The sequence below is a fragment of the Streptomyces hokutonensis genome (genome assembly GCF_000376565.1).
Lineage (GTDB): Bacteria > Actinomycetota > Actinomycetes > Streptomycetales > Streptomycetaceae > Streptomyces > Streptomyces hokutonensis.
In genome coordinates this window covers 208,951-232,696 of sequence record NZ_BARG01000025.1, presented here as the reverse complement: position 1 = coordinate 232,696, position 23,746 = coordinate 208,951, and the positions used below count along the sequence as shown (strand labels likewise).

The window sequence follows — 23,746 nt, the reverse complement described above, 5'->3', positions numbered from 1 at the left end:
CGAGCGTACTCATACGTCAACTTCGGCGGAACAAACGGCTGTTCAAGCCCACTCCACTGCTCCGCCCTCCGCCGCCGTGTCGAGGTCCCGCCATGCCTCCGCGGTCAGATCGGCGACAGTCCAGCGGGCGGCGGACACGACCTCCTCCGGGGTGCGGAAGCCCGCGACCACGCAGGCCACACCGGGGTCGCGCAACGGAAAGCGCAGGGCGGCGTGCGGGAGTGCGGTGCCGTGTCGCGCGGACACCTCGGCGAGGAGGCGGGCGCGGCGCAACACCGGTTCCGGGGCGGGGCCGTAGTCGAAGGTGGCGTCGTTCGCGGGGCAAGTGCGGCTGAGCAGACCGGAGTTGAAGGGCGCGGCGGCGACCACCGCGACCCCGCGTCCGGTGCACGCGTCCAGCAAGGGGCGGGCGGTGCGGTCGAGCAGGGTCCACCGTCCGGCGACCATCACGGCGTCGACGTCCGCCTCCGCGACGACGCGCAGCAGCGGGGCCACCGTGTTCATGCCGACGCCGACGGCACCGATGACGCCTTGGTCGCGCAGGGCCGTCAGCGCGGGCAGGGCGTGGGCGAGGGCGGTGTCCAAGTGATCGTCGGGATCATGGACGTAGACGATGTCGACATGGTCGAGTCGCAGGCGGTCCAGGCTGGCTTCCAGGCTGCGCAGTACGCCGTCCCGCGAGTAGTCGGGGCGGCGGAGCAGTGTGTCGGGTACGGCGAAGCCTCCTGCCGTCAGGTCGGATCCGGTGGGTGCCGGGTGGGGTTCCAGGAGTCGGCCGACCTTGGTGGAGACGGTGAACTCCGCGCGCGGACGGTGGGCGAGAGCCTCGCCGAGCCGCCGTTCGGAGAGTCCGAGGCCGTAGTGCGGGGCGGTGTCGTAGTAGCGCACCCCCACGTCCCAGGCGGCCTCGAGGGTGGCCCGCGCCTGGCCGTCGTCGATCGGACTGTGGAGGTTGCCGACGGGGGCGGCACCGAATCCCAGCGTGCTGACCCGGACGCTCGTACGGCCGAGTGGGCGTGCCCTCACGAGGTTCCCGCTTCCACGGCTCTCGCCGCATAGAGAAGGATCTGCTTCATCTGGCAGGCAGGACCTTAAGGATGGGATCCATTTCACGCAACACTGCGATGGACATGCGTAGTTCATGGCGATTAGTCACCGTATTTACTGGGCTTCGAATCGAGATCTGTCCGATCTCTTCCCAACTCACAACGGCAGTGCCATATTGGCCACGGAAAATGAACCTGATTCATTCGTAGCGCAAGAAGGAGCTCGCCTTGGGCGACTCAACACCGGCCTACCGTCCGGGATACGAACTGGTCGCGGAGCAACTGCTGGAGTACATCGCCCAGCAGAACCTGCGGCCCGGCGACCGCCTCCCCACCGAACAGGGCCTGGCCCAGATCCTGGGAGCTTCCCGCAACGTGACCCGGGAGGCCGTGAAGGTCCTGGCCGCGATCGGCCGGCTCCAAGTCCGGCGCGGCGCGGGCATCTTCGTCGCCGCCTCGGTCGGCGGGCTGCTGGACGACGAGCTCTCGCACTTCCGGCCGACCGGCATGGAAGACGTCCGGATGCTCCTGGACTACCGCAAGGTGATCGAGTCGGAGACGGCCCGCCGTGCCGCCTCCCACGCCACCCCGATCGAGGTCCGGGCCATCCGGGAGAGCGCGGAGAGCTCCCTGACGGCGGCCACGATGAACGACGTCGACACCTTCGCCAAGGCGGACGCGGCGTTCCACGACGCGGTGGGCGCCGCCTCGCACAACGTGTTCCTGAGGGCGAGCGTCGCCGGCGTACGGCGTCTGGCGTCCCAGTCCGACGTACTGCTCTTCCACGGTGACGTGCCCGGATCGCTGGAAGTCGCCGCGCATCAGCATGTGGCCATAGCGGAGGCGGTCGCCGCGGGGGCGGCCGATCTCGCGGAGCGGCTGATGGTGGAGCACATCGGCACCACCCAGAGCCAGTTCGAGAACAAGATTCGCGACCGGCTGTTCAGTCCCGGGGCCCAACCGCCCGCCCCGGAGGCACCGACCTCCTAGATCCGGCCGGCCCCGCGTGTGCCACGGCACTGCGACCGGGCCGCCCGACGCCCTCAAGTCCCGGTGGACGACCGGGACTTGCAGGTATCAACCTCCCTCAGGCGATTGGATAGGTGTGTCTCATCCGTCTGCGCGCAGGGGCGCTTTCACGCCGCTGCGAAGAAGTTTCCCCGCCGCCTTCACCGTGGCCGCGATGGCAGCCGCCCTGCTGAACGCCGTGCCGGCCCAGGCGGCTCCCCCGCCTCAGGACCTGAACATCTACGTCTCCCCGACCGGCCGGGACACGGGCTCGGGCACCGCCGCACACCCCTTCAAGACACTTGACCACGCACGGGACTACGTACGCGACGTCAAGCAGAAGGCCAAGGGCGACATCCACGTCCGGCTCCTGTCCGGCACCTACCAGCTCAGCCGTACGTTCACCCTGACCGCCCGGGACTCCGGCACCAACGGGCACCGGATCTTCTACGAGGCCGCCCCCGGCGCGCACCCGGTGATCAGCGGAGGCAAGCAGATAACCGGCTGGGTTCCGGCCGACAGCACGGGACAGGTCTACAAGGCCAAGGTCGGCGACATCGACACCCGACAGCTGTATGTGGACGGCGAGTTGGAGACCCGGGCGCGCAGCGGCAAGAACCCCGCCGGCTTCAGCCAGACGTCGACCGGCTACGCCTTCACGGACTCCTCCCTCAACTCCTACAAGCGTCCCTCGGACCTTGAGGTCGTCAGCTCCTGGGGCTGGAAGCTGATGCGCTGCCCCGTGCAGTCGATCTCCGACTTCAAGATGACGATGCAGCAGCCCTGTTGGCACAACGCGCATCTCCAGCAGGGCCAGGAGATCCAGAACCCGACCTGGCTGGAGAACGCCCGCGAACTGCTGGACACACCCGGTGAGTGGTACCTGGACAAGGGCGCGGGCGAGATCTACTACATGCCCAAGTCCGGCCAGAACCTGTCCACTTCGACCGTGACCGTGCCGCTTGTGCAGGACCTGGTGGACCTCAACGGCACCCGGGCCGCCCCGGTCGGCAACGTGTCCTTCCAGGGCATCACCTTCTCCTACTCCACCTGGCTCGCGCCCAGTTCCTCCGAGGGCCTCATCGAGGGCCAGGCCGGTTTCCGGATGGTCGGCAACGACCCCACCTTCGACGCGACCCGTCTGAAGTGGCAGAAGACTCCGGGCGCGGTGAACGTCAACTACGGCCACGGGATCGGCTTCGAGGGCAACACCTTCACCCATCTCGGCGCCGTCGGGCTGAACCTGAACACCGGCACGCAGGGCACCGACATCACGGGCAACGTCTTCCGCCAGATCGCCGCGACCGGCATCCAGATCGGCGGAGTCGACGTGATCGACGCCCACCCCGACGACCCCCGGGACATCACCAAGGACACCCAGGTCGCCAACAACGTGGTCACCAAGGTCGCCGACCAGTACAACGGCTCCATCGGCATCCTGGCCGGCTACACCGACCACACCACGATCACCCACAACAAGGTCTACGACCTGCCCTACACCGGCATCTCCGTCGGCTGGGGCTGGGGCCTCACCGACCAGGGCGGCGACACCAACTACCCCGGGAATCTGGGCGTTCCGATCTGGGACACCCCCACGACCAGCCGTGACACCAAGGTCACGGACAACGAGATCTCCGACATCATGAAGTCGCAGGCCGACGGCGGCGCCATCTACACGCTGAGCTCCAACCCCGGCGGTGTGGTGTCCGGCAACTACATCCACGGCACGCCACCGCCCGCCTACGGCGCGATCTACCACGACGAGGGCAGCCGGTACTGGACGAACACCGGCAACGCCCTGTGCGACGTCGCCTACCAGTGGCTGTTCCTCAACCACGGCATGGACATCGACGCCACGAACAACTTCACCACCCAGCCCGCCTTCTCCACCCAGGCCAACAGCACGGGCAGCACCATCAGCGGCAACACCACCGTGGGTTCCTGTGCCCAACTGCCGGCCTCGATCGTCAACAACGCGGGCCTGCAAGCGAGTTACCGCCACCTCGACCCGGGCCCGGTCGTCACCGACCACCAGGCGCCGAGCAGGCCCGGCACTCCGAGCGCGGTCACCGACTTCCCGACGATCGCGGACCTCAGCTGGCCCGCGTCCACCGACGACACGGCCGTCACCGGCTACTCCGTCTACCGCGACGGCAAGCTGATCAGCGCCACGGGCAGCACCTCGGTGCGCCTCCCGGGCCTGACCGCCGGAAAGACGTACACCTTCACGATCACCGCCCGCGACGCGGCCGGCAACGAGTCCCAGCCCAGCCAGGCGCTCAAGGTCACCATGCCGTCCGGCTCCGACCTCGCCCTGAAGAAGCCGATCACCGCCTCGTCGTACTCGGAGGCCAACACCCCCGAAAAGGCGGTCGATGGCGACCTCTCCACCCGCTGGGCGCAGGGTCTGGGCCTGCCCGACCCGTCCTGGATCCAGGTCGACCTCGGGGCGTCGTACGACGTGAACGGCGCGATCACGACCTTCGAGAAGGCCAGCGGATACAAGTACCGCATCGAGGTCTCCCCCGACGAGGTCCACTGGAAGACCCTCGCGGACCGCACCGCCGCGAACACCACGGCGGCGACCGACTACGTCCACACGGACACCCCGGTCGCGGGCCGCTTCGTCCGCCTGACCGTCACCGGCTCCAACTGGAACGGCGGCAGCATCTACGACTTCCAGGTCTACGGCACCCCCAGGACCGTCACGGACCACACGGCCCCGACCGCCCCCGGACAGCCCACGGTCAAGCCGCTGCTGCCCAGCCTGGTGGACGTCAGCTGGCCCGCGGCCACCGATGACACCGGTGTGACCAGCTATGTCGTCTACCAGGACGGCAAGCGGATCGGTGTCACCGACGCCACGACGCTGCGGGTCTCCGGATTGACCGCCGGCACTCAGTACTCCTTCACCGTCGTGGCCCGCGACGAGGCGCTGAACACCTCCGACCCGAGCAAGGCGGCCGTCGTCACCACACCGGCCGACAACGATCTGGCCCTGAACAAGACAGCGACCGCGTCCTCCGAGTCCGACGGCTACGCCCCGGCGAAGGCGGTCGACGGCGATCTGTCGACCCGCTGGGCGCAGGGCCTGGGCCTGCCCGACCCGTCCTGGATCCAGGTCGACCTCGGCAAGAACACCGCCGTATCCGCCGTGGTCACCACCTTCGAGTTGCCGAGCGGCTACAAGTACCGCCTGGAGTACTCCACCGACGGCCAGAACTGGTCGACGTTCGAGGACCACACCGCCCAGAGCACCACCGCGCGGACCAACTACGCCTTCGCCGACACCCCCGTCACCGCGCGCTACCTGCGCCTGACCGTCACCGGTTCCAGCGGCAACGGCGGCAGCATCTACGCGCTCCAGGCGTACGGCGGCTTCTGAGCACGCGGCTCCCGAGCCGAAACCTTTCTCCGTACAGCTCTCCCTACAGAAGACGAAAGCCAGGATGAAGATCACCCATGTCGAAGTACACCGGATCGATGTTCCGGCAGCCAGTCCGCCCTTCCGCTGGCGCGACGGGCTGAGCGGCAGCGCTCCGGTGGGCGACGGCGCGGTCCTGCACATCGGGACGGACGAGGGGGCCGAGGGCGTCGCGCTGTTCGCCCGCCCCGGCGCCCACCTCGTCCTGCGGGACCTGGTGGACCGGGTCTTCCGCCCGGAACTGGTCGGAGCCGACCCGTTCCAGCGGGAGTGGCTGTGGCACCGGGTGTGGGAGCTGGACCGTATCCACGAACTCCCGCTCCCCACCCTGGGGTTGATCGACATCGCCCTGTGGGACCTGGCCGGCCGCTACCACGGCGAACCGGTCTGGCGCCTGCTCGGCGGTTTCCGGGACGCCATCCCCGCCTACGCCTCCACCTCGACGTTCGCGAGCATCGCGGAGTTCCTCGACGTGGCGGACCAGTGCCTGGCCCTCGGATATCGCGGCATCAAACTGCACGCCTGGGGCGACGCCCGCCGTGACGCGGAACTGTGCCTGGCCCTGCGCGAGCACGTCGGTCCCGACGTCCCGCTCATGTACGACGGTTCGGCCGGCTTCGACCTGCCGGACGCGATCCGGCTGGGGCGGGCGCTCTCCGAGGCCGACTACCTCTGGTACGAGGAGCCGATCCGCGAGTTCAGCATCTCCGCGTACCAGAAGCTGGCCGAGGTCGTGGACGTACCGCTCCTCGTGGCGGAGACCTCCGACGGCGCGCACATGAACGCGGCGGACTTCATCCGGTCCGGTGCCGCCACCTTCGGTGTCCGGGCCGGGACCACCCTGCGGGGCGGCATCACCGGCGCCATGCGCACCGCGCATCTCGCCGACGCCTTCCGGCTGCGGGCCGAGGTGCACGGTTCGGACATCCCGAACCACCACCTGTGCATGGCCATCTCCAACACCACCTACTACGAGTCCCTGGTGACCTCGGTGAACGTCGTCCGAGAGCGCCATGTGGACGACCAGGGCCTGGTGCACGCCCCCACGGGGCCCGGCATCGCCCTCCCCCTCGATTTCGGCTACGGCAGCCACCTTCTGCCGTTCGTCGAGCAACCGCGCTGAGCGGCGCACAGAACAGAAAGGCAAGGCAAGACGATGGAGTCTTCCCGATCTCCGAGAACCGGCCGGCGGCACTCGCTGCTCCGCGCGGCGGCCATCACGCTGTCCCTGGCCACCGCGGCCGCCCTGGCCGGTTGCGCCAGCGCCGACACCACCACCCCTTCCGCCTCCGGCACTTCGGCGTTCAAGCCGGTCACGCAGAAGACGGGTTCGCAGATCACGGTGTGGGCCGACTCGACCCGGCTGCCGTCGGTGCAGGCGTACCAGAAGTCGCACCCCGACGTGAAGATGAAGATCGTCACGTACGACGGCGGCGCCGACGGATCGACGTATCTCCAGTCGAAGGTGCAGCTGTTCGACCGGACCGGCAGCGGCTGGCCCGACGTGGTGTTCGGCAATCCGACGGACGTGACCTGGGCGTCGGAGGCGACCAAGCCCGGCGCGCGGCCCTTCGCCGCGCCCCTGGACGAGAAGCTCGTACCGCAGACCACCCTCGACGGCTTCGCCAAGGGCTCTCTGACGCCCTGTCAGTTCAACGGCCACACCTACTGCATGCGCAACGACATCGCGCAGGTCCTCCTCTGGTACAACAAGTCCCTCATGGACAAGTGGGGTTACACGGTCCCCACCACCTGGCAGGAGTACGAGGCCCTCGGCAAGAAGGTCGCCAAGGAGCACCCGGGTTACCTGGTCGGCTCGGTCGGTGACACCAACTCCCATGAGTCGTACTTCTGGTCGGGCCAGTGCCCCGCGTTCGACCTGGTGAAGCCGGACACCCTGCGCACGGACCTGCAGGACCCGAAGTGCACGCGCATGGCGACGCTGCTGGACAACCTGATCAGCGCCAAGGCCGTCGCCACCCAGGGCTTCTTCAGCCAGGGCTTCGCAAAGAACAGCGGCTCCAAAGTCCTTATGGCGTACGGCCCTTCGTGGTACGGCCAGTACCTGTTCAAGGCCGGCTTCAAGACCCCGGCCAAGCAGATCGCCGCCGCTCCCCCGCTCGCCTGGGAGGGCGAGAGCACGACCGCCACGGGCAACGTCGGCGGCGGGGTGTGGATGGTGTCCTCGCACAGCGCCAACCTCAAGTCGTCCACGGATCTGGTCACTTGGCTGACCACCTCCGACGCGAACCAGGCCACCGCGCCCACCTACCCGGCGTACACCCAGGCAGCGAAGGCGTGGCTGGCGAACCCGGCCAACAAGGACTACTTCGCCAACGATGTGAGCGGGCCGTTCGAGCAGGCCGCGAACGAGGTGTGGACCGGCTGGTCGAACACCAAGTTCTCGGACTCCACCGCCTGGTCCAGCGTCGTCCTGCCGGCGCTGACCGCCGGGAAGAGCCTGACCGAGACGCTGCCCGCCTGGCAGCAGGAGATCGCCGGCGAGGCAAAGACCCAGGGCTACAAGGTGGTCGATCAGTGACCTTGCTGGAGACCGAGCGCGTCGCCGTCTCCCCCGTGCGCCACGGCACCACGCCGCGGCGCACGGGCCGCGGTCGCGCGGGCTACTTCTTCGTCGCCGGGTACGCGGTGCTGCTGCTCGCGTTCGGCGTCTTTCCCACCGGGTACGCGTTCTATCTGTCGCTCACCAACGACCGGGGCCAGTTCACCGGGGTCAACCAGTTCGTGAAGGTCGTCCAGGACTACCGCTTCGTCCCGGCCTTCACCCACATGCTGATCTACCTGGTCATGTGGCTGGTGACCCTGGTCGTCGTGGTCGTGCTGACCGCAGTGGTCCTGCGCAGCCGGGTCCGTCCGGGCACCTCGGCGCTCTTCCGCTTCCTCTACTACATCCCCGGCGCCCTCGCCGGAGTGGCGAGCGTGCTGGTCTGGCTGTTCATGCTGGACCCCGACGTCAGCCCGGTGTCGAGGCTGCTCGACGCCATGGGGTTCAAGACGTTCGCCGCCGTCCTGGCACCCGGCAACCTGCCGCTGATCCTCATGCTGATCGCCTTCTGGACCGGCGCCGGCGGCTGGATGGTCGTGATGTACGGGGCGTTGAACAACATCCCCGACGAGGTGCTGGAAGCGGCCCGCATGGACGGCGCGGGCCCGTGGCGCACCGCCTGGCACATCCAGATCCCGATGATCCGGCAGTGGATCGTCTACATGACGATCATGGCCTTCGCGACGGGCACCCAGCTGTTCGTCGAGCCCCAACTCCTCCAGACCGCAAGCCTCGGCAGGGTGAGCCCCACCTGGTCGCCGAACCAGCTGGCCTACGTCTACGCCTTCCAGCAGGGCGACTTCAACGGCGCCGCCGCCATCTCGGTCGTCCTCCTCGCCGTGGGTCTGCTTGCCGCCGGGCTGCTGGTCGCCCGCTCGAACCTGTTCAAGTTGGACGAGAAATGACACAGACGACTCCCTTCCTGACGGCCGTGAGGCGACGCGCCCACCCGTCAAGGAGCCTCCCCTTCCTGGTGGTCGGCCTCCTCCTGGCCTTTCTCCTCGTCTTCTTCGTGCTGCCGGTGATCTGGCTGCTGCTGGCCCCGTCGAAGACCGCGGGCGAAGTAGTGCGGGACAACCCGCTGTCCTTCGGTTCCTTCCATCAAATAGGCGCGGCCTGGCGGCACTTGTTCGCCTTCCAGGACGGCGCCATGTCGAGGTGGCTGCTCAACTCGGCCATCTACTCGGGCGGTTCACTCGTCCTGACGCTGCTCGTCAGTGTTCCGGCGGGCTACGCGCTGGCGCTGACAAAGTTCCGGGGACGCAAGACGCTCCTGGTGATCACCCTGGTCACCATGATCATGCCGCAGGCCACCCTGGTGCTGCCGATCTTCCTGGAGCTCAACCGCTTCCATCTCATCGGCACCGTCTGGTCGTTGATCCTCCCCTTCTCCTTCTATCCGTTCGGCGTGTACCTGGTCTACATCTACTTCGGGAGCAGCCTCCCCAGGGACCTGCTGTCCGCCGCGCGCATCGACGGCTGCACGGAGTGGCAGCTCTTCTCCCGCATCGCGCTCCCGCTCGCCAAGCCGGTGATCGGACTGGTCGCGTTCTTCAGCTTCGTCGGCAACTGGAACAACTTCTTCCTGCCCTACCTCGTGCTGCCGAACAGCGAGCAGTTCCCCGTCCAGGTGGGCCTGAACCAACTCCTCACCTCCACACCGTCGTTCAACCCCGTCGCCGGTGCCGGACTGAACATCACCATCCCCGAACTCGCCCTGGCCATCGTCATCGCCATCCTCCCCGTGCTGGTGCTCTTCCTCTTCTCCCAGCGCACGCTGGTGTCCGGGATGCTCGCCGGATCGAGCAAGGAATGACCGCCGCTCCGGCCCCCGAAGGAGACTCCGTGTACCGGCTCGATCCGCGCTACGCCCCCGCCCCGCAGGCCGCCTTCCACAAGGGCTGGCAGGCCGTGGCCTCCCAACTCCCCTACGGCTCCGCGGTGGTGGCCGTCGAGGGGCCTCCGTCCGTCGACTGGTCCCTCCTCGCCGACCGCCTCGCACACGAGCTGACCGAGCGCGGGACCCCCGTCACCCTGCTCGACATCCGGACCCACTACGCACCGCCGGCACTCGTCAGAGGCCGCACCGAGCGACCGGCGGACGCCGAGGACCCCTACTTCCGCAAGCTCGCCGACAACCCTCTCGACGACCTCTTCGAGACCCTCCCGGTATCCGCACCACCGGCGGAGGGGCTCCTCCTGGTCTACGGCCCCGGCGCCGCCCTCGTGGAGCACGACGTGCTCTGGTACGCCGATGTGCCCAAGCGCTACGCGGAGGCCGCCGTCGGCGCGGGCGAGGCGGGCGCCAACCTCGGCCTGCCGGACGAGAAGCCCGACTTCAGGCGGCTGTTCTACGTCGACTGGCCGATGCTCGACCGGCACCGCGACGCAGTCGCCCGCCGCCTCGACGCCTGGCTCGACATGCAGCACCCCGACCACCCGGCGTGGCTCGCCGGCGCGGGCCTGCGCGCCACCTTCGCCACCCTGGCCCGCCGGCCCGTCCGCACCCGCCCGTACTTCAACTCCACACCCTGGGGCGGCCATTGGGCGCAGCGCGAGCTGGGCTTCAACCCCGGCTCCCGCAACACCGCGCTCGGTTACGAGCTGATCGCGCCCGAGGCGGGCATCCTCATCGGCACCGGACCGGAGGCCCAGGCCGAAGTGCCGTTCCAACTGCTGTGCGTGCTGGAGCCGTTGAGCGTGCTGGGGGCGGAGGTGCACGCCCGTTTCGGCACGTCCTTCCCGATCCGCTTCGACTACCTGGACACCGTCGGCGGCGGCAGCCTCTCCGTGCACTGCCACCCCAAGGAGTCGTACATGCGCGAGCGTTTCGGCTGGGACTACACCCAGCACGAGACGTACTACCTGACCCTCGGCAGCACCGACACCAAGGTGTACCTCGGCCTGCGCGAGGACGCCGACATCGACGGCTTCCGCAAGGAGGTGGAGCGGGCGATCACCGACGGAGTCCCCATGGACCCCGAGGACCACGTCCTGTCCTTCCCCGCCGAGCAGGGCCAGTTGTTCATGATCCCGGCGGGCACCCCGCACGCAAGCGGCGCCGGCAACCTCGTCCTGGAGATCAGCGCCACCCCCTACCTCTACAGCCTGCGGTTCTACGACTGGCTGCGCCCCGGCGCCGACGGCAACCCGCGTCCCCTCCCCTACGAGCACGGGTTCGCCAACCTGGAGACCGGCCGGCGCGGCGAGGCCGTCGTCCGTGACCTGGTCCAACAGCCGCGCACCCTGCGCGAGGGCACCGGCTGGCGGGAGGAGGTCATCGGCGATCTGGCCGAGATGTTCTACGAGGTCAGGCGCTTCGTGCTCGACGCCGGGGCCGAGGCCGTCGACGACACACAGGGCCGGTTCCACATCCTGAACGTGGTGGAGGGCGATGGCGTCACCGTGCTCACGGCGGCCGGAGACCGGCACGAACTGGCCTACGCGGAAACCCTGACCGTACCGGCAGCCGTCGGCCGCTACACCCTGCGGGCGGCCGGTACGGGCCCGGTGCGTGTCGTGAAGGCGCTGGTCCGTTGATCCCGGTCCTGGAGATCGGCGGCACCCATGTCACCGCCGCGCTCGTCGACCTGCGCGCCGGTCGCGTCACCGGCCGTACGCGCAAGCCGCTCGACGCGGACGGCGCCGCCGAGGACATCCTCGACGTCGTACGGTGCTGCGCCGACGGGCTGTCGGCGCCGCCCGGTGCGCGGTGGGGCGTGGCGGTGCCCGGGCCGTTCGACTACGCGAGAGGGGTCGCCCTCTTCAAGGGCGTGGGCAAGTTCGACGCGCTGTACGGGACGGACGTCCGGGCGGCACTCCTGCACGGGCTGCGGCAGCGCCCCGGCGACGTCGTGTTCCTCAACGACGCCCACGCCTTCCTGACCGGCGAGTGGTCCACGGGTACCGTCCGGGGGCACCGCCGCGCCGTGGGCATCACGCTCGGCACCGGTGTCGGCTCGGCGTTTCTCGCCGACGGCCGTATCTGCGAGCACGGTCCCGGCGTACCGCCCGAGGGGCGGATGGACCTCACCGAGATCGACGGCCGCCCGCTGGAGGACACCGTCTCCCGCCGGGCGATCCTCGCCCGCTACGGCGACCCCGCCGCCGATGTGCACGACATCGCCGACCGGGCCAGGGCCGGAGAGGAAAGGGCCCTGCGGGTGCTGGCCGACGTCTTCACCGGCCTGGGCGCCGTGCTGGGCCCGCGCCTGCTGGACTTCGGCGCGACCGCCCTGGTCGTCGGGGGCTCCATGGCCCGCTCCTGGGATCTCGTGGCGCCCGCGCTGTCCGCCGGCCTCGCGACCGGGGGCTGGCCACCGGACGACTCACGTGCAGAGAGTGCGGCCGGGGTCCGACCCCCGCGCGCGATGAAACCCGCCGGCCCTGCGGGGGACGCCGCGCTGGTGGGCGCGGCCCGCGCGGCGGCGGTGAGGGATCCCGGCTGAACCTCCGCAGCGGGCGCTGCGTATCCATCCGCAGGGACAACTCCGGTCTCTGCCACGGGATGTGACCTAAGGAGAGCGCCGTGCCCACACCGCCCGCGTCCGACTCGGCGGACGACCGCACCGCGCCGGAGCCCATTCGCGTGCTGCGCCCGCGCAGCACCGCCGCGCTGGCCCAACTCCTCGACGACATACGCCAGGACGAGCACTATCGCGGCCGGGTGACCGAGACCGCGCCCGTCCCGCAGACCCCGCCCGACGGCGAGACGGCGGAACTCCCGCCTGTCCCAAGCAGCGACGCCCGCCCGCGTCTGGGGCCCGGTCAGCGCCGGGCGGCCGTGCTGATCGCGGTCGCCGCGGCGGCGGTCGCCGGCTTCGGCTGCTCCCTGCTGATCCCCGGCTCCACCAAAGCCACCACCTCGCCCGCGCCTTCGGCGAGCGCGTCGACCGCTCCGACGTCCGCTGCCCCAACGTCGGCCGCCCCCAGCGCAGTTGGGTTTTCCGACGCGCTGGCCAACCCGGGCTTCGAGTCGGGCGCCGTCTCACCGTGGAACTGCGCCGGCGACCCGGGCTCGATCGTCTCCTCCCCCGTCCACTCGGGCTCCAAAGCCCTTGAGGGGAGCGTGAGTTCGCGCGACACCGCGCAGTGCGACCAGACCGTCGCCGTACGGCCGAACACCACCTACTCACTCAGCGGCTGGGTCCGCGGCTCCTACGTCTATCTGGGCGTGAACGGCGGAACCTCCACCTGGACCACGTCCCCCGCCGGCTACAGCCCCCTGACCGTCTCCTTCACCACGGGCCCGTCCCAGACCAGCGCGACGATCTACGTCCACGGCTGGTACGCGCAGGGCGACTACTACGCCGACGACATCACCCTGGGCGTGTCCGGTGGCGGTGGCCCTACCTAAAGTGGACGGGTGACCGACACCAGCGAAACCCTCCCCGCCGACAGCGAGACGCACGCTCCACGGCGGAACCCACTGCTCCGCCTGATGCGCTACCTCCCCCTGATCGCACCGGTCCTGCTGTGGGCCGTGCCCTGCGGAGTGCTCCTGTACACCGGGCAGCACTGGCCGCTGCCCGTCACGATCGCCGGCACCGCCCTGTTCGTCCTCGGTCTGGTCGGGATGCCGCTCGCGATGGTGCGCGGCCACGGCCGACGCCAGCAGGACCGGGTGGCGATCCTCGGTGACACGCTGCTCGGCGGCAGCTGGGTCCTGTTCACCTGGTCCGTCCTGCTCGGTGTCCTGCTGCGGCTCGCCCTGACCCTGGCGGGCGTCGGCGAGAGCCAGGACCGGGCCCGCATCGTCGCCTGGGCCGTTCTCGGCACCACCGCCGTACTGCTCGCCTGGGGATACGCCGAGGCCCGGCGCGTGCCCCGGGTGCGCCGCCTCGACGTCCGACTCCCCCGGCTGGGCGCCGGGTTGGACGGCACCCGGGTCGTCCTCATCACCGACACCCACTACGGCCCGCTGGACCGCGCCCGCTGGTCGGAGCGGGTGTGCGAGACCGTGAACACGCTGGAGGCCGACGTGGTCTGCCACACCGGCGACATCGCGGACGGCACGGCCGAACGCCGCCGCGCCCAGGCCGTCCCGCTCGGCACCGTGCAAGCGACCAAGGCGCGGGTCTACGTCACCGGCAACCACGAGTACTACAGCGAGGCCCAGGGCTGGGTCGACCTGATGGGCGAGCTGGGCTGGGAGCCGCTGCGCAACCGCCATCTGCTGCTCGAACGCGGCGGCGACACCCTCGTGGTCGCCGGGGTGGACGACGTCACCGCCGAGTCCTCCGGCCTGGCGGGCCACCGCGCCCACCTCGCCGGAGCCCTGGACGGCGCCGACCCCGACCTGCCCGTCCTGCTCCTGGCCCACCAGCCCAAGTTCGTCGACAAGGCGGCAGCCGCCGGCATCGACCTCCAGCTCTCCGGCCACACCCACGGCGGCCAGATCTGGCCCTTCCACCACCTGGTCCGCCTCGACCAGCCCGCCCTGGCCGGCCTCAGCCGCCACGGCACCCGCACGCTCCTCTACACGAGCCGCGGCACCGGCTTCTGGGGCCCGCCGTTCCGCGTCTTCGCCCCGAGCGAGATCACCCTGCTGGTACTCCGCTCACCGCAGGCGACCGCCGCGCCGTAGCCCTCGTCAGCGCACCCGCCCCCGCGGCTTCAACGCCGGCGGGGGCAGCTCGGGGGCCGGCAGCGGCGCGCCGTCGTACGCCCTCTTCCTGGACGCGGCCGATCCACGCGTGTCCTGCCGGGTGCGCCACAATCTCCTTTTCACGGTGCCGATTTCTTCCTCGCTGTCCCATCCGTAGCCGCACAGTGCGGGCTGTTCAGGCGTACGGCGGCCAAACGGGAGACAGGTTCAGCCGGCTGGAGAACGCCTGCTTCGCCAGCGGTGACGACTACGGTTTCGGGGAACTGTTCGACACCGGATACAACGGGACCGGATTCTGGACCTTTGCCCAGGCGCGTCTCGGGACTGGAGGGCGACGGAAATCCCTCGCCCTCTCGACGACGACACGGCACACCGGCGACCTGTCGGTTCCCTAACCGGCGACGGCCGGGGCGGGTGTCGGCTCCAGCGTCTGCGGGTGGGTGAGGTCGTAGGCGCTCTCGGCGTGCAGGTGGACGTCGACGCCTTCCTGTTCGACCTCGGGGCGGACGCGGAGGCCCATGGTCTTGTCGAGGGCCTTGGCGATGACCCAGGTCAGGCAGAAGGAGTACGCCAGTACGGCGAAGGCGCCGACCGCCTGCTTGCCGAGAAGGGAGAGGCCGCCGCCGTAGAGGAGTCCGTCGACGCCGTTCGGGGCGTCCGCGGTGCCGAGGACGCCGACCAGCAGGGTGCCGGTGATACCGCCGACGAGGTGGATGCCGACGACGTCGAGGGAGTCGTCGTAGCCGAACTTGTACTTCAGGCCGACGGCGAGGGCGCAGACCGCGCCGCCGATCGCACCGAGGGCGAGCGCGCCGAGCGGGGAGACCGCGCCGCAGGACGGGGTGATGGCGACCAGGCCCGCGATCGCGCCGGACGCGGCACCGAGGCTGGTGGAGTGGCCGTCGCGGAGTTTCTCGACGAGGAGCCAGCCGAGCATCGCGGAGCAGGTGGCGGTGAAGGTGTTCAGTACGACGACGGAGGCCGTGTTGCTCGACGTCAGCGCGGAGCCGCCGTTGAAGCCGAACCAGCCGAACCAGAGCAGGCCGGCGCCGAGCATCACGAGAGGGAGGTTGTGGGGCCGTTCCGCGCCGCCCTCCTTCTTCCAGCCGATGCGCTTGCCGAGGACCAGGATCACGGCGAGGGCCGCCGCACCGGAGTTGATGTGGACCGCCGTACCGCCGGCGAAGTCGATCGCGCCGAGCTTGTTGACGATCCAGCCGCCGGTGACACCCTTGCCGTCGAAGGCGAACACCCAGTGGGCGACCGGCAGATACACCACCGTCACCCAGATGCCGGTGAAGGCCATCCAGGCGCCGAACTTGATGCGGTCCGAGATGGCACCACAGATCAGGGCGGCGGTGAGAGCCGCGAAGAGCGCCTGGAAGGCGGCGAAGACCGAGAGCGGGATGACGGCCTTCGGGTCGTCCGTCATCACGCCGCTCATGCCGAAGTACTCGGTGACGTCACCGAGGATCCCGGCCCCGCCGATCGAGTCGCCGAACGAGGCCGAGAAGCCGTAGACGACCCAGATGCAGCCGACCAGGGCGACGGAGCCGAAGGTCATCATGATCATGTTCAGGACGCTCTTGGCGGCGACCATGCCGCCGTAGAAGAGCGCGAGGCCCGGCACCATCAGACAGACGAGTGCCGTGCTCGCGAGCATCCAAGCCGTACTTCCGGTGTCCATGCGCACGCTCCACAGAGAGGCCCAGCGGGAGGAAACAACGTTTCACCGCAGTAGACCTTGGGTGCGTTACAGGACACCTGTGTGGCTGATTAAGGCCGGGTTTCAGTGCGGGGCGCCGCCGCCGAAGGCCGTCACCGTCAGGAAGCGGATCGGCAACTCGACCAGCCGCTCCGGACCGTGGGGACCCTCGCCGTCGAACTGGAGGGCGTCACCGGGGCGCAGGGTGTAGCTGGATTTCCCGTGGCCGTAGACCATGACGCCTTCCAGCATGTAGATGATCTCCGTGCCGGCGTGCTGGAAGAGGGGGAAGACCTCGCTGGACTCGGTGAGGGTGACCAGCAGGGCGTCCATGCGCTTGTGGGCGCCCCTGAGGGAGCCGAGCTGGGCGTAGTCGTGGCCGACGCGGGTGCCCCGCCGGACGATACGGGCGCCGTGTCCGGCCGGGACGAAGACGGCCTCGCGTTCGTCGTCCAGGCCTCGGAACAGCGCGGTGACCGGGACGTCGAGACCGCGCGCGAGCCGGGAGAGCGTGGTGAGACTGCACGCGGTCTGGGCGTTCTCGATCTTCGACAGCATCGCTTTGGAGATACCGACCCGCTGCGCCATCTCGCCGACCGACAGCCCGGCCGCCTGCCGGTACTCGCGGGCCCGGATCGCGATGACGCGCTCCAGGGCCTGGTCGTCGGAGTCCGCTGCGGGTTCGGGGTGTTCGGCGTGCTCGGTCACCGGCGCATCCTATGCCGTGCGTTCCAGGCGGAAGCGGGGGTGGGACTCGGTGCGGCCGGTGGCGAGGTCGGCCGCCATCGCGCCGATGAGCGGCGCGAACTTCGCGCCGTGTCCGGAGCACGGGGAGACGATGACGAGGCTGCCGTGGCGGTCCAGGACGAAGTCCTCGTCCGGGGTGGCCGTGTAGAGACAGGTCGTCTCGGCGACCGGTACGGGGTCGAGTCCCGGGAGCCGGTCGTGGACGAAGCCGCTGACGCGAGCGCGCGAGGCGGGGTCGACGATGCCGGTGCGGGTGGTGGCCGTGGTGGGGGTGCCGCGGTCGTGTTCGGCGACCTTCATCGCGGCGCGCGGACCGCCGTCACCTCCGGAGGGCAGGCCGTACGTCTGCATCGCCTCGTCTTTGAAGACCAGGATCGGCCAGGCGTCGGACGGCTCGCGCTGCCGGAAGTGGAACACCTGCTGCTGGGTGACCCTCAACGGCGGCAGCGCGACGGGCAGTTCGAGCTCGGGCAGCCACGCCCCGGCCGCGACCACCACCGTGTCGGCGATCAGCTCACGCCCGTCGTCGGTGCGCAGCCACACCTTCGTCTGTACGTCGATGCCCGTGACGCGCACCCCGATCCACGCGTCCGCGCCATGGTCGATCGCCCGCCGCACGCAGGTCGCGACGGTCTCGTCGGCGTCGATGACACCCGCGTCCGGGTGATACAGCGCCGGCCCCTCGAAGCGGATCTGCGGCCAGCGCTCCGAGGCGGCTTCCGCGCCGAGGAGTTCGTACGGCACTCCGGCCGCTCCCAGTGTCACGGCCAGGCCCTCCGGGTCGCGCCCCTCGCCCAGGTCGAGGCCACCGGTGGTCCGCAGCAAGGGAGTTGAGCTGTCGTGCTCCAGCTCCCGCCACTCCTCGTACGCCTTCCCCGTCAGGCCGACGTAGAAGGGGTCGGCGTACGCGCGCCGGAAGATGCGTGAACTGCCGTGGGAGCTGCCGTGCCTGTGGCCGATGTCGTACGCCTCGACGAGCGTGACCTCGTGGCCCTGCCGGGCGAGCTGCCAGGCGGTGGCCGCGCCCATCAGGCCTGCGCCGACGACGGCGATCACCGTACGGCTCCGGGGATCCAGTCGGTGCCGGCGAGGGGGACGCGGGCCATGGCGGCCGACTCGATGGTGAGGGCGACCAGGTCCTCGGGCTCCAGGTGGTGGAGGTGGGCCTTGCCGCAGGCGCGGGCGAGGGTCTGGGCCTCCAGGGTCATCACGCGGAGGTAGTTCGCGAGTCGGTGACCGGCTTCCACGGGGTCGAGGCGGGCGGCGAGTTCCTCGTCCTGGGTGGAGATGCCGGCCGGGTCGCGACCGTCCTGGTAGTCGTCGAAGTAGCCTGCCGCCGAGCCCAGTTGGCGGTATTCGGCGTCGTACTTCGGGTGGTTGTCTCCGAGGGCGATCAGAGCCGCCGTGCCGATGGCGACCGCGTCCGCGCCCAGGGCGAGGGCCTTGGCCATGTCGGCGCCGCCCCGGATCCCGCCGGACACGATGAGCTGGACCTCTCGGTGGACGCCCAACTCCTGCAGCGCCCGCACGGCTTGGGGCAGAGCGGCGAGGGTGGGGATGCCGACGTGCTCGATGAAGACGTCCTGAGTCGCGGCCGTGCCGCCCTGCATGCCGTCGACGACCACGACGTCGGCGCCCGCGTGGACGGCGAGCTTCACGTCGTAGTACGTCCGGGTCGCGCCGACCTTCACATAGATCGGCTTCTCCCAGTCGGTGATCTCGCGCAGTTCGAGGATCTTGATGGCGAGGTCGTCGGGGCCGGTCCAGTCGGGGTGGCGGCAGGCGCTGCGCTGGTCGATGCCGACCGGCAACGTCCGCATGCCGGCGACGCGTTCGGTGATCTTCTGACCGAGGAGCATGCCACCGCCGCCCGGCTTGGCGCCCTGCCCTAGAACCACCTCGATGGCGTCGGCGGCGCGCAGGTCGTCGGGGTTCATGCCGTAGCGGGACGGCAGGTACTGGTAGACGAGGTGCTTGGAGTGGCCGCGCTCCTCAGGGGTCATTCCGCCGTCGCCGGTGGTGGTGGAGGTGCCGACCTCGCTGGCGCCGCGGCCGAGCGCCTCCTTGGCCTGGGCGGAGAGGGCGCCGAAGCTCATGCCGGCGATCGTGACGGGGGTGGCCAGCCGCAGGGGGTTCTTGGCGTGCCGGCTGCCGAGGACGACGTCCGTGTCGCAGCGTTCGCGGTAACCCTCCAGGGGATAGCGGGACATGGAGGCGCCGAGCAGCAACAGGTCGTCGAAATGGGGCAGTCGGCGCTTGGCGCCCCAGCCGCGGATGTCGTAGATACCGGTCTCGGCGGCACGCTGGATCGCGTGGATGGTGGCGCGGTCGAAGGTCGCGGACTCGCGCAGGCCGTGGGATGCGGGTTCCATGGTTTCGAACTCCCTCAGTACGCTGCCGTGTTGTCGACGTCGAAGTGGTACAGCTCGCGGGCCGATCCGTAGCGGCGGAAGTCGGCGGGGTCCTCGTCCCGCTCCGCCGCCTTGAGCAACTCGGCGAGCTCCGCGTGGTGTTCGGGCCGCATCTCCTTCTCCACGCAGTCGGCGCCGAGGGACTTGACCGTCCCGCGGACGTAGATCCGCGCCTCGTAGAGGGAGTCCCCCAGGGCGTCGCCCGCGTCACCGCAGACCACCAGTCGCCCGGCCTGTCCCATGAACGCGCTCATGTGGCCGACGTTTCCGCCCACGACGATGTCCACGCCCTTCATGGAGATGCCGCACCGCGCGGCGGCATCGCCGTCGATCACCAGGAGGCCGCCGTGTGCGGTGGCTCCGGCGGACTGGGAGGCGTTGCCGCGCACGCGCACGGTGCCGGACATCATGTTCTCGGCGACGCCGGTGCCCGCGTTGCCGTGGACGGTGACGGTGGCGTGCTGGTTCATGCCCGCGCAGTAGTAGCCGACGTGACCCTCCACCTCTACGGCGAGGTCCTCACGGATGCCGCAGGCCACGGCGTGCGCGCCCCGCGGGTTGAGAATCCGCCAGGTCGCGGTCGAGGGTGTGTGCAGGGCCTGGTTGAGCTCCCGTACCGGAGTCTCGGCCAGGTCGATCAGCGTCGCCATACGTACACCTCTTCCGGTTCGGGTTCGAAGATGCGGGCGTTCTCGATGCCCGGCAGGACGTCCAGGGCGCGGTACTCGGAGGCCATCGCCACCCAGGCGTCGGTCTCGGCGACGAGGGCGGGCTTGCAGGCGATGGCGTCACGGACGATGGCGAAGGAGTCACTCGTGGACACCAGCAGGGTGTAGAAGCCGTCGAAGCGCTCGCACAGCAGCCGCAGTGCCTTCTCCGGGTCGGCACCTTCGGAGAGTTGGTGCGCGACGAAGCGGGCGCCGACCTCGGAGTCGTTCTCGCTGTCGAACTCCACTCCCTGGGCGCGGAGTTCGCGTCGGATGGTGGCGTGGTTGGCGAACGACCCGTTGTGGACCAGGCATTGACCGGGTCCGACGGAGAAGGGGTGCGCGCCCTCGGGGGTGACCGCCGACTCGGTGGCCATCCGGGTGTGCCCGACGCCCTGCCAGCCGGTGACGTTCGCGAGCCCGAAGGATTCGGCCAACTCCACCGGATTTCCCGTGCCCTTGAGTACGGCCATGTCGGTGCCGGAGCCGATGACGGTCGCGCGCGGCAGCGCGTCCGCGACGGCCGCGAGCAGGGCGGCGACGGAAAGGTCCGCGTGGACGACCGTGGTGACATCGGCCGCGACGGCCGTCGTGCCCGGCAGCGCGGCCTCCGCGTCGGCCGGCGTCACGCCCAGCAGGGAGACGGCGGCGCGTCCCGGCGGGGACAGGCGCGGGTCGCCGTAGACCGCGACACCGGCCGAGTCGGGTCCGCGTTCGACGACCTGGCCCAGCATCGCGGTGAGCAGCTCTCCGAGGCGTGGTTCGAGTGCGGGCTCACGCAGATGGAGCCCCACGATTCCGCACATCTCAAGTCCCTTCAGATGGAGGCGAAAGCGGAAGGTGGTCAGAAGGCGGTCAGATAGCGGTCGAGCTCCCAGGGGCCGACCGTGGCGTGCCAGTCGAAGAACTCCTCGCGCTTGAGGTCGGCGAAGTACCGGCTCACCCCGGTGCCGGCAGCGTCCAGCGCACCGCTGACCACGTCGTCCGCCTGGAGTGCCTCGACGGCGTGCAGGAGGGTCGGCGGGAGTTCGGGGCCCTTGCCGGTCGCGCCCGGCTCGCCGGGGTCGAGGCCGCGCTCGATGCCGTCGAGTCCGGCGGCCAGGGCCGCTGCCGCCGCGAGGTAGGGGTTGGCGGCGCCGTCGCCGCCGCGCAGTTCGATGCGGTTGCCGTCGGGGACGCGCACGAAGTGCGTGCGGTCGTTGCCGCCGTAACCCGCCGTACGCGGTGACCAGGTGGCGCCCGAGCGGGTGGAGACCGCGCCGGTGCGCTTGTAGGAGTTGACCGTCGGCGCAATGACGGCCTGGAGGGCCCGCGCGTGCTCGACGATCCCGGCGACGAAGGAGTAGGCGAGCGGGGAGAGGCCGAGGCCCCGCCCGTCGGTGGCGTCGGGGAACGCTGGGTCGTCGCCCCGCCAGAGCGACATGTGCAGGTGCATGCCGGTGCCGGTGCGGTCGGTGAACGGCTTCGGCATGAACGTGGCGGTCATACCCCGCTGTTCGGCCAGTACCGACACCAGGTACCGCATGGTGATGACCCGGTCGGCGGTGGTGAGGGCGTCGGCGTGCAGGAAGTTCTGCTCGAACTGGCCGTTGCCGTCCTCGTGGTCGTTGGCGTAGTTGCCCCAGCCGAGGGAGTTCATGGCCTTGGAGACCGCGGTGAGGTGGTCGTACATCCGGGTCAACCCGCGTGCGTCGTAGCAGGGTTGGGCGGCGGTGTCGCGACTGTCGGCCACGGTGAGCACGCCGTGCTCGTCCCGGTTGACGAGGAAGTACTCGACCTCGGCGCCCACGGAGAGGGACAGCCCCTGCCCGGCGGCCCGCTCGATCAGTCGGCGCAGGATGACGCGTGGGGCGTATGGCCAGGGCTCTCCCTCGACGTGCGGATCGCAGTGGACCAGCGCGAGACCGGGTTTGACGAAGGGGAGAGGGGTGTACGAGGTGGCGTCCGGGCGCGCGATGACGTCGGGGTCGCTGGGCTGCTGGCCGAGCGCGCCGGCCGCGTATCCGGCGAAGCCGACGCCCGCGTCCCGGAGCTCCTCCACGGCCTGGGCCGGGACCAGCTTGGCGCACGGCTTGCCGGTGAGGTCGACGAAGACGGCCAGGACGAACTCGATGCCGTCGGCGCGGACCAGTTCGGCGAGATCGGGGGTGGCGGTCGCCATGGATCCCTCCAGGATGTCCACTGTCATGAATCTATGTTGCATATGAGTAGACACGGCTGGCGTTACGGAGGGATTTCCGCCATGCAAGCTCCCCGTAAGCCGCAAGGCCACAGACGACCGAATTTCAACTAGGTCGTTCTGTGTTGCCCGCGTATCAATGGGGGTCGTACGGTCCGACGGACCGTCAGATTCGATCCCCCGCAGTGTGCCCGCACCCACCCGGCCCGGGGTCGCCGTCCCACAACATGGCACTCCCGTCAACGGGAAGGGAACACGATCCCCATGAAGCGATTAACCACGGGTGCGGCACTCACAGCTGCGGTCGTCGCCGCCACGACGCTGGCCTTCGCGCCCTCCGCGTCCGCCGCCGTCACCCCGGCCACCGCCACCATCACCGCCTCCTGCGGCATCTTCGGCGGTGGCGCGGCCACGCTGACCGCGACCCAGGTCAGCAGCACTTCGGCCACCATCACCCTCAACTCCACCGCCATCACCACGCCGCTCGCCCTGTCGGCGAACTCCATCAGTTCCACGCTCACCATGACCAACTCCACAGGCGCCAACCGGGTGTTCAGCGGCACCGTGAACCCGGCCATACCCGCGGGCGGCGCGGTCACCGTCGGTCCGCTGCCCGGCACCGTGGCCGTCGGCGATCACCTGGACTTCTACAACGGCTCACTGAAGATGGTCATCTTCGGCATCTCCGTCACCTGTACGTCGAGCGCCGCCCAGTCGCCCGGGCCCTTCGTCTTCAGCTGAGCCCGCCGTGAGTGAGTGACCCGTTCGACTTCCAGGAGCGGTCGCACGCGCGCCTGCGGAGTACCCGACTGTCGCTCCGGGTGGACGACGCCCTACCCGCACCGGGATCAGACCCGGGCAGGTTCCGCCCGGAGCGATGCCCTGCCACTCGCGAGATTCCCGACCGATGAGCTCTGTCCGCGACACCCTGCGGCAACGCGTCGACGACGGCACCGTTCCGGGGGCGGTGGGTCTGGTGGCCCGCGGCGACGACGTCGAGGTGGTGGCCGTCGGCTCCGCCGACCTGGAAGGCACCGCGCCGATGGCCCGGGACTCGATCTTCCGGACTCGATCTTCCGGATCGCGTCGGTCAGCAAGCCGGTCACGGCGGCGGCGGTCCTGGCGCCGGTGGAGGACGGGCGCCTCGCGCTGCACGCCCCGGCGGAGGAGTGGCTGCCGGAGCCGGCGAAGCCGACGGTGCCGGGGAGTTGAGGCCGAGCACCGCGGTCACGGTCGGCGCCGTGCTGATCGCGGCCGTCCGGCTGGGCCGCCTCACGGACCTCTGGATCATCGTCCTCGTCGGGAGCCTCCTCGGCGGCTGTTTCATCGGCCGGACGGTCGCGTAG

At 70.0% G+C, this 23,746-nt stretch carries 20 protein-coding genes and 1 pseudogene; 13 read left to right on the top strand and 8 right to left on the bottom strand.

Annotation, left to right across the window (positions count from 1 at the left end; all coding sequences use genetic code 11):
- Positions 1–42: 42 nt before the first annotated feature.
- Entirely contained in the window at positions 43–1,026 is a 984-nt protein-coding gene (locus SSP08S_RS15020) for an aldo/keto reductase (protein WP_019068437.1), read from the bottom strand.
- Positions 1,027–1,274: 248 nt separating this feature from the next.
- Between SSP08S_RS15020 and SSP08S_RS55330 the strand changes: the two genes are divergently transcribed.
- The 10 genes and pseudogenes from SSP08S_RS55330 (at position 1,275) to SSP08S_RS14970 (ending at position 14,630) form a co-directional block, all read left to right on the top strand.
- Positions 1,275–2,036, top strand: coding sequence for a FadR/GntR family transcriptional regulator (locus tag SSP08S_RS55330; protein WP_019068436.1), 762 nt, complete (start codon positions 1,275–1,277; stop codon positions 2,034–2,036).
- A gap of 193 nt (positions 2,037–2,229) precedes the next feature.
- Positions 2,230–5,439, top strand: a complete 3,210-nt coding sequence (locus SSP08S_RS15010; protein ID WP_019068435.1) for a discoidin domain-containing protein — start codon at positions 2,230–2,232, stop codon at positions 5,437–5,439.
- Positions 5,440–5,503: 64 nt separating this feature from the next.
- Entirely contained in the window at positions 5,504–6,601 is a 1,098-nt protein-coding gene (locus SSP08S_RS15005) for an enolase C-terminal domain-like protein (RefSeq protein WP_019068434.1), read from the top strand.
- Positions 6,602–6,634: 33 nt separating this feature from the next.
- Positions 6,635–8,020: an ABC transporter substrate-binding protein gene (locus SSP08S_RS15000; protein WP_019068433.1), complete on the top strand. Its 1,386-nt coding sequence runs from the start codon at positions 6,635–6,637 to the stop codon at positions 8,018–8,020.
- On the top strand, positions 8,017–8,949 hold the full coding sequence (locus SSP08S_RS14995; protein ID WP_019068432.1) for a carbohydrate ABC transporter permease: 933 nt from the start codon (positions 8,017–8,019) through the stop codon (positions 8,947–8,949). The genes SSP08S_RS15000 and SSP08S_RS14995 overlap by 4 nt, the downstream gene beginning before the upstream one ends.
- Positions 8,946–9,860 (top strand): carbohydrate ABC transporter permease, encoded by a 915-nt coding sequence (locus tag SSP08S_RS14990; protein ID WP_043259455.1) that lies wholly within the window; start codon positions 8,946–8,948, stop codon positions 9,858–9,860. The genes SSP08S_RS14995 and SSP08S_RS14990 overlap by 4 nt, the downstream gene beginning before the upstream one ends.
- Positions 9,861–9,889: 29 nt before the next feature.
- Complete coding sequence (locus SSP08S_RS14985; protein ID WP_019068430.1) at positions 9,890–11,584, top strand: class I mannose-6-phosphate isomerase; 1,695 nt, start codon at positions 9,890–9,892, stop codon at positions 11,582–11,584.
- Positions 11,581–12,492 (top strand): ROK family protein, encoded by a 912-nt coding sequence (locus SSP08S_RS14980; protein WP_019068429.1) that lies wholly within the window; start codon positions 11,581–11,583, stop codon positions 12,490–12,492. The genes SSP08S_RS14985 and SSP08S_RS14980 overlap by 4 nt, the downstream gene beginning before the upstream one ends.
- A gap of 383 nt (positions 12,493–12,875) precedes the next feature.
- Positions 12,876–13,391, top strand: a pseudogene (locus tag SSP08S_RS14975) (carbohydrate binding domain-containing protein); the annotation flags it as partial.
- 18 nt (positions 13,392–13,409) lie between these two features.
- Positions 13,410–14,630, top strand: coding sequence for a metallophosphoesterase (locus tag SSP08S_RS14970; protein ID WP_019068427.1), 1,221 nt, complete (start codon positions 13,410–13,412; stop codon positions 14,628–14,630).
- Between the two features lie 412 nt (positions 14,631–15,042).
- On the opposite strand, the gene SSP08S_RS14965 is transcribed toward SSP08S_RS14970, so the two are convergent.
- The 7 genes from SSP08S_RS14965 to glnT all read right to left on the bottom strand — a co-directional run bounded on the left by SSP08S_RS14965 (position 15,043) and on the right by glnT (position 22,409).
- Positions 15,043–16,338, bottom strand: coding sequence for an ammonium transporter (locus tag SSP08S_RS14965; protein ID WP_019068426.1), 1,296 nt, complete (start codon positions 16,336–16,338; stop codon positions 15,043–15,045).
- A 102-nt stretch (positions 16,339–16,440) separates the two neighbouring features.
- The gene (locus SSP08S_RS14960; RefSeq protein ID WP_019068425.1) at positions 16,441–17,064 is read right to left on the bottom strand and encodes a helix-turn-helix domain-containing protein; all 624 of its coding nucleotides are present in this window, start codon (positions 17,062–17,064) and stop codon (positions 16,441–16,443) included.
- Positions 17,065–17,073: 9 nt separating this feature from the next.
- Positions 17,074–18,159 carry an FAD-dependent oxidoreductase gene (locus SSP08S_RS14955; RefSeq protein ID WP_019068424.1) on the bottom strand — a complete coding sequence of 362 codons (1,086 nt, stop codon included), beginning with the start codon at positions 18,157–18,159 and terminating at the stop codon, positions 17,074–17,076.
- On the bottom strand, positions 18,156–19,475 hold the full coding sequence (locus tag SSP08S_RS14950) for an FMN-binding glutamate synthase family protein (protein WP_019068423.1): 1,320 nt from the start codon (positions 19,473–19,475) through the stop codon (positions 18,156–18,158). The genes SSP08S_RS14955 and SSP08S_RS14950 overlap by 4 nt, the downstream gene beginning before the upstream one ends.
- 14 nt (positions 19,476–19,489) lie before the next feature.
- On the bottom strand, positions 19,490–20,164 hold the full coding sequence (locus tag SSP08S_RS14945) for a GltB/FmdC/FwdC-like GXGXG domain-containing protein (RefSeq protein ID WP_019068422.1): 675 nt from the start codon (positions 20,162–20,164) through the stop codon (positions 19,490–19,492).
- Positions 20,152–21,027 carry a class II glutamine amidotransferase gene (locus tag SSP08S_RS14940; RefSeq protein WP_019068421.1) on the bottom strand — a complete coding sequence of 292 codons (876 nt, stop codon included), beginning with the start codon at positions 21,025–21,027 and terminating at the stop codon, positions 20,152–20,154. Before SSP08S_RS14940 ends, SSP08S_RS14945 begins: the two co-directional genes overlap by 13 nt.
- 38 nt (positions 21,028–21,065) lie before the next feature.
- Positions 21,066–22,409: a type III glutamate--ammonia ligase gene (gene glnT, locus SSP08S_RS14935; protein WP_026178499.1), complete on the bottom strand. Its 1,344-nt coding sequence runs from the start codon at positions 22,407–22,409 to the stop codon at positions 21,066–21,068.
- 255 nt (positions 22,410–22,664) lie between these two features.
- Between glnT and SSP08S_RS14930 the strand changes: the two genes are divergently transcribed.
- From SSP08S_RS14930 to SSP08S_RS61715, 3 genes are read left to right on the top strand one after another with little or no spacing between them, the layout of a single operon-like run.
- On the top strand, positions 22,665–23,141 hold the full coding sequence (locus tag SSP08S_RS14930; RefSeq protein WP_019068419.1) for a hypothetical protein: 477 nt from the start codon (positions 22,665–22,667) through the stop codon (positions 23,139–23,141).
- Between the two features lie 15 nt (positions 23,142–23,156).
- The gene (locus SSP08S_RS64780; protein WP_439654575.1) at positions 23,157–23,612 is read left to right on the top strand and encodes a serine hydrolase; all 456 of its coding nucleotides are present in this window, start codon (positions 23,157–23,159) and stop codon (positions 23,610–23,612) included.
- Positions 23,570–23,746, top strand: a complete 177-nt coding sequence (locus SSP08S_RS61715) for a hypothetical protein (RefSeq protein ID WP_019068418.1) — start codon at positions 23,570–23,572, stop codon at positions 23,744–23,746. Before SSP08S_RS64780 ends, SSP08S_RS61715 begins: the two co-directional genes overlap by 43 nt.

Coding starts and splice junctions, on each gene's coding strand:
- SSP08S_RS14990 (WP_043259455.1), top strand. CDS start 8,946: ATGACACAGACGACTCCCTTCCTGACGGCCGTGAGGCGACGCGCCCAC.
- SSP08S_RS14950 (WP_019068423.1), bottom strand. CDS start 19,475: ATGGAACCCGCATCCCACGGCCTGCGCGAGTCCGCGACCTTCGACCGC.
- SSP08S_RS14965 (WP_019068426.1), bottom strand. CDS start 16,338: ATGGACACCGGAAGTACGGCTTGGATGCTCGCGAGCACGGCACTCGTC.
- SSP08S_RS14945 (WP_019068422.1), bottom strand. CDS start 20,164: ATGGCGACGCTGATCGACCTGGCCGAGACTCCGGTACGGGAGCTCAAC.
- SSP08S_RS14940 (WP_019068421.1), bottom strand. CDS start 21,027: ATGTGCGGAATCGTGGGGCTCCATCTGCGTGAGCCCGCACTCGAACCA.
- SSP08S_RS14930 (WP_019068419.1), top strand. CDS start 22,665: ATGAAGCGATTAACCACGGGTGCGGCACTCACAGCTGCGGTCGTCGCC.
- SSP08S_RS15000 (WP_019068433.1), top strand. CDS start 6,635: ATGGAGTCTTCCCGATCTCCGAGAACCGGCCGGCGGCACTCGCTGCTC.
- SSP08S_RS15010 (WP_019068435.1), top strand. CDS start 2,230: ATGGCAGCCGCCCTGCTGAACGCCGTGCCGGCCCAGGCGGCTCCCCCG.
- SSP08S_RS15005 (WP_019068434.1), top strand. CDS start 5,504: ATGAAGATCACCCATGTCGAAGTACACCGGATCGATGTTCCGGCAGCC.
- glnT (WP_026178499.1), bottom strand. CDS start 22,409: ATGACAGTGGACATCCTGGAGGGATCCATGGCGACCGCCACCCCCGAT.